The following is a 6,435-nucleotide window of genomic DNA, read 5'->3' on the forward strand; positions in this document are numbered from 1 at the left end:
TTTATTTTAGATTTTTTAAGTTTTTAAATTATTTGAGTTTTTAACTTTCTTAATTTTTTAATTTAAAACTAAAAAGCTTTTTTATAAATCTTGTTTTTAATTTAAAAACTTTTCTTTTAAAAATGATTTTTTGTTTTGTTCTTTTAACTTAGTATTGTTATTCAAATCTTATTAGTCAATCTTTGAAATCTAAATAAGTGATCGATTGAGCCAGAAAGATTTAGGCATAAGTAATTATGTAAAATCTATTCAATCTAATTTAAAAAGATTAAAAGCTTTTCTTTTGATCTTTTATAACTTTTTCTTTGAAGAAAAAGATTAAACTATCTATAATTTTTATGGAGAGTTTGATCCTGGCTCAGAGTGAACGCTGGCGGCGTGCCTAATACATGCAAGTCGAACGATGAAGCTTCTAGCTTGCTAGAAGTGGATTAGTGGCGCACGGGTGAGTAAGGTATAGTTAATCTGCCCTACACAAGAGGACAACAGTTGGAAACGACTGCTAATACTCTATACTCCTGCTTAACACAAGTTGAGTAGGGAAAGTTTTTCGGTGTAGGATGAGACTATATAGTATCAGCTAGTTGGTAAGGTAATGGCTTACCAAGGCTATGACGCTTAACTGGTCTGAGAGGATGATCAGTCACACTGGAACTGAGACACGGTCCAGACTCCTACGGGAGGCAGCAGTAGGGAATATTGCGCAATGGGGGAAACCCTGACGCAGCAACGCCGCGTGGAGGATGACACTTTTCGGAGCGTAAACTCCTTTTCTTAGGGAAGAATTCTGACGGTACCTAAGGAATAAGCACCGGCTAACTCCGTGCCAGCAGCCGCGGTAATACGGAGGGTGCAAGCGTTACTCGGAATCACTGGGCGTAAAGGGCGCGTAGGCGGATTATCAAGTCTCTTGTGAAATCTAATGGCTTAACCATTAAACTGCTTGGGAAACTGATAGTCTAGAGTGAGGGAGAGGCAGATGGAATTGGTGGTGTAGGGGTAAAATCCGTAGATATCACCAAGAATACCCATTGCGAAGGCGATCTGCTGGAACTCAACTGACGCTAAGGCGCGAAAGCGTGGGGAGCAAACAGGATTAGATACCCTGGTAGTCCACGCCCTAAACGATGTACACTAGTTGTTGGGATGCTAGTCATCTCAGTAATGCAGCTAACGCATTAAGTGTACCGCCTGGGGAGTACGGTCGCAAGATTAAAACTCAAAGGAATAGACGGGGACCCGCACAAGCGGTGGAGCATGTGGTTTAATTCGAAGATACGCGAAGAACCTTACCTGGGCTTGATATCCTAAGAACCTTATAGAGATATGAGGGTGCTAGCTTGCTAGAACTTAGAGACAGGTGCTGCACGGCTGTCGTCAGCTCGTGTCGTGAGATGTTGGGTTAAGTCCCGCAACGAGCGCAACCCACGTATTTAGTTGCTAACGGTTCGGCCGAGCACTCTAAATAGACTGCCTTCGTAAGGAGGAGGAAGGTGTGGACGACGTCAAGTCATCATGGCCCTTATGCCCAGGGCGACACACGTGCTACAATGGCATATACAATGAGACGCAATACCGCGAGGTGGAGCAAATCTATAAAATATGTCCCAGTTCGGATTGTTCTCTGCAACTCGAGAGCATGAAGCCGGAATCGCTAGTAATCGTAGATCAGCCATGCTACGGTGAATACGTTCCCGGGTCTTGTACTCACCGCCCGTCACACCATGGGAGTTGATTTCACTCGAAGCCGGAATACTAAACTAGTTACTGTCCACAGTGGAATCAGCGACTGGGGTGAAGTCGTAACAAGGTAACCGTAGGAGAACCTGCGGTTGGATCACCTCCTTTCTAGAGTACAAAGTAATAAGTCTCACAACTATTACTTCAATATATAAACTCAATTGATTCTTGTTTAGATTTCAAAGATTGATGATAAAGCTAATTGTTTATGGGGAATTAGCTCAGCTGGGAGAGCGCCTGCTTTGCACGCAGGAGGTCAGCGGTTCGATCCCGCTATTCTCCACCATTTATTAAGGGCCTATAGCTCAGCTGGTTAGAGTGCACCCCTGATAAGGGTGAGGTCACAAGTTCAAGTCTTGTTAGGCCCACCATAAAAAAGATTTGAATAAAGAAGCTTTAAAATCTAAAGCAAGTATATAAAGTAGATTAAATATAAAATATAAACTCTAAATACTTAGATTTATTTTTATCTTTAGCTATAAAAGAATATACTTTAGATAGATATAAATAACATATACATTATGTATTTATATTTATAATGATTATATTAATATATATACTTCCTTTAGGTTTTAAACCTAATGTTCTTTTTAATTATCATTGTTAAGAGTCACAAGCAAGTTTTAATAAAAACAATTTTACAGGACTTGTTAAAGGATAAAACCTATTTATCTTTTCTTTAGTTTAACTTAACTTTTAGCTGTCTTTATTTCTATGAATAAAGAGAATATTAGATTTAAGGATTATAAATTAAAGACAAGTTTCAAACTCACAGCTTAGTTAAGACTAAATCATTTAGTTTTATATTAAGTGTTTGAATGCTTTCCGTCTTAAGATAAAGAAGTCTTATCATAAAAACTTTAACAAGGAAGTGATGCGTTTTAGAATCAATAAAAAAGGTAGAAGTTAGGTTATATCTAACTTTTATGCAAATTGTTTTTTTAGCGATTAAGAATTGAAGCTTTATCTACATTAATTTTTTAATGAATGTTTAGTTTATTTCGTTTTAAGCCTAATATCTTTTAGGTTGGCGGGGTAGGCCTTTAGCTTTGGTTCTTTAGGATGAGCTTTGCTCATCTGCTAAAAGAACATCAAAAGGTAAGCTACTAAGAGCGAATGGTGGATGCCTTGACTGGTAAAGGCGATGAAGGACGTACTAGACTGCGATAAGCTACGGGGAGTTGTCAAGAAGCTTTGATCCGTAGATTTCCGAATGGGGCAACCCAATGTATAGAGATATACATTACCTATATAGGAGCGAACGAGGGGAATTGAAACATCTTAGTACCCTCAGGAAAAGAAATCAATAGAGATTGCGTCAGTAGCGGCGAGCGAAAGCGCAAGAGGGCAAACCCAGTGCTTGCACTGGGGGTTGTAGGACTGCAATGTGCAAGAGCTGAGTTTAGCAGAACATTCTGGAAAGTATAGCCATAGAGGGTGATAGTCCCGTATGCGAAAAACAAAGCTTAGCTAGCAGTATCCTGAGTAGGGCGGGACACGAGGAATCCTGTCTGAATCCGGGTCGACCACGATCCAACCCTAAATACTAATACCAGATCGATAGTGCACAAGTACCGTGAGGGAAAGGTGAAAAGAACTGAGGTGATCAGAGTGAAATAGAACCTGAAACCATTTGCTTACAATCATTCAGAGCACTATGTAGCAATACAGTGTGATGGACTGCCTTTTGCATAATGAGCCTGCGAGTTGTGGTGTCTGGCAAGGTTAAGCAAACGCGAAGCCGTAGCGAAAGCGAGTCTGAATAGGGCGCTTAGTCAGATGCTGCAGACCCGAAACGAAGTGATCTATCCATGAGCAAGTTGAAGCTAGTGTAAGAACTAGTGGAGGACTGAACCCATAGGCGTTGAAAAGCCCCGGGATGACTTGTGGATAGGGGTGAAAGGCCAATCAAACTTCGTGATAGCTGGTTCTCTCCGAAATATATTTAGGTATAGCGTTGTGTCGTAATATAAGGGGGTAGAGCACTGAATGGGCTAGGGCATACACCAATGTACCAAACCCTATCAAACTCCGAATACCTTATATGTAATCACAGCAGTCAGGCGGCGAGTGATAAAATCCGTCGTCAAGAGGGAAACAACCCAGACTACCAGCTAAGGTCCCTAAATCTTACTTAAGTGGAAAACGATGTGAAGTTACTTAAACAACCAGGAGGTTGGCTTAGAAGCAGCCATCCTTTAAAGAAAGCGTAATAGCTCACTGGTCTAGTGATTTTGCGCGGAAAATATAACGGGGCTAAAGTAAGTACCGAAGCTGTAGACTTGCACACAACTTAGATTATTTAAGTTTAGAATATAAAAAAACTAAGTTATATGTTTTAAGTTATATTTTTACTGATTTTTATAGAGTAAAGATAGAAATAAAGCTTAGTAAAATCAGTAAAAATATTCTTGGTTTAAAGTTTAAGTAGTTTAAGTTGTGTGCAAGTGGTAGGAGAGCGTTCTATTTGCGTCGAAGGTATACCGGTAAGGAGTGCTGGAGCGAATAGAAGTGAGCATGCAGGCATGAGTAGCGATAATTAATGTGAGAATCATTAACGCCGTAAACCCAAGGTTTCCTACGCGATGCTCGTCATCGTAGGGTTAGTCGGGTCCTAAGTCGAGTCCGAAAGGGGTAGACGATGGCAAATTGGTTAATATTCCAATACCAACATTAGTGTGCGATGGAAGGACGCTTAGGGCTAAGGGGGCTAGCGGATGGAAGTGCTAGTCTAAGGTCGTAGGAGGTTATACAGGCAAATCCGTATAACAATACTCCGAGAACTGAAAGGCTTTTTGAAGTCTTCGGATGGATAGAAGAACCCCTGATGCCGTCGAGCCAAGAAAAGTTTCTAAGTTTAGCTAATGTTGCCCGTACCGTAAACCGACACAGGTGGGTGGGATGAGTATTCTAAGGCGCGTGGAAGAACTCTCTTTAAGGAACTCTGCAAAATAGCACCGTATCTTCGGTATAAGGTGTGGTTAGCTTTGTATTAGGATTTACTCCGAAAGCAAGGAAACTTACAACAAAGAGTCCCTCCCGACTGTTTACCAAAAACACAGCACTCTGCTAACTCGTAAGAGGATGTATAGGGTGTGACGCCTGCCCGGTGCTCGAAGGTTAATTGATGGGGTTAGCATTAGCGAAGCTCTTGATCGAAGCCCGAGTAAACGGCGGCCGTAACTATAACGGTCCTAAGGTAGCGAAATTCCTTGTCGGTTAAATACCGACCTGCATGAATGGCGTAACGAGATGGGAGCTGTCTCAAAGAGGGATCCAGTGAAATTGTAGTGGAGGTGAAAATTCCTCCTACCCGCGGCAAGACGGAAAGACCCCGTGGACCTTTACTACAGCTTGACACTGCTACTTGGATAAGAATGTGCAGGATAGGTGGGAGGCTTTGAGTATATGACGCCAGTTGTATATGAGCCGTTGTTGAGATACCACTCTTTCTTATTTGGGTAGCTAACCAGCTTGAGTTATCCTCAAGTGGGACAATGTCTGGTGGGTAGTTTGACTGGGGCGGTCGCCTCCCAAATAATAACGGAGGCTTACAAAGGTTGGCTCAGAACGGTTGGAAATCGTTCGTAGAGTATAAAGGTATAAGCCAGCTTAACTGCAAGACATACAAGTCAAGCAGAGACGAAAGTCGGTCTTAGTGATCCGGTGGTTCTGTGTGGAAGGGCCATCGCTCAAAGGATAAAAGGTACCCCGGGGATAACAGGCTGATCTCCCCCAAGAGCTCACATCGACGGGGAGGTTTGGCACCTCGATGTCGGCTCATCGCATCCTGGGGCTGGAGCAGGTCCCAAGGGTATGGCTGTTCGCCATTTAAAGCGGTACGCGAGCTGGGTTCAGAACGTCGTGAGACAGTTCGGTCCCTATCTGCCGTGGGCGTAAGAAGATTGAAGAGATTTGACCCTAGTACGAGAGGACCGGGTTGAACAAACCACTGGTGTAGCTGTTGTTCTGCCAAGAGCATCGCAGCGTAGCTAAGTTTGGAAAGGATAAACGCTGAAAGCATCTAAGCGTGAAGCCAACTCTAAGATGAATCTTCTCTAAGCTCTCTAGAAGACTACTAGTTTGATAGGCTGGGTGTGTAATGGATGAAAGTCCTTTAGCTGACCAGTACTAATAGAGCGTTTGGCTTATCTTTAATAAAGCATCACTTCCTTGTTAAGGTTTTTAAGAAAGCTTTGAATATAGATAATATTTAGAGTTTAGTAGAAATCTTTCAAGTAAAGTTTGTATTAGAACTTGCTCTTAACATTGTTTTTTAAGTATTCTATATAAAAACTTATCAAAGATAAAAGATAAGTAAAGAAGAAAGAAAAACAAAAGAAGAAAGAGAATAAAGAAAAAAGTAAAGAAATAAAAGATTAATCTTTATTTTTTAAATTCAATCTTTCAAAGAATATTTAAATAACAATGTCCGTGATTATACAGATGTGGAAACGCCTTGCTCCATCCCGAACCAAGAAGCTAAGCACATCGTGGGTGATGATACTACGCCTTACTGGCAGGGGGAAAGTAGCTCATTGCGGACTTGTTAAATGTCTTCATTGCTTACTTTATATATAAATCCTATGTTTATTTTTATTGTTGTTTTAGATGATGCTTAGAATTGTGTTTAAAAAAGAGTTTGTTGCTGTTTAGGGTTTTTAAGAGAATAGGGTGTTTTTAGGAGTTTGGAAA

2 tRNA genes and 3 rRNA genes are annotated in these 6,435 nt (G+C 41.2%); all 5 read left to right on the forward strand.

From position 1 onward, the window contains the following. Positions 1–335 precede the first annotated feature (335 nt). Positions 336–1,848 (forward strand): 16S ribosomal RNA (locus tag AJ885_RS06045). A gap of 102 nt (positions 1,849–1,950) precedes the next feature. After that, a tRNA-Ala gene (locus tag AJ885_RS06050) sits at positions 1,951–2,026 on the forward strand. Positions 2,027–2,034: 8 nt separating this feature from the next. Continuing rightward, a tRNA-Ile gene (locus AJ885_RS06055) sits at positions 2,035–2,111 on the forward strand. A gap of 725 nt (positions 2,112–2,836) precedes the next feature. Continuing rightward, a 23S ribosomal RNA gene (locus AJ885_RS06060) occupies positions 2,837–5,896 on the forward strand. A 274-nt stretch (positions 5,897–6,170) separates the two neighbouring features. Next, positions 6,171–6,287: ribosomal RNA gene (rrf, locus tag AJ885_RS06065) — 5S ribosomal RNA — on the forward strand. Together the 16S, 23S and 5S rRNA genes with 2 tRNA genes alongside form the textbook arrangement of a ribosomal RNA operon. Positions 6,288–6,435: the final 148 nt, after the last annotated feature.

It is taken from the genome of Campylobacter sp. BCW_6464 (assembly GCF_001762775.1).
In the GTDB taxonomy this organism is placed as follows: domain Bacteria; phylum Campylobacterota; class Campylobacteria; order Campylobacterales; family Campylobacteraceae; genus Campylobacter_D; species Campylobacter_D jejuni.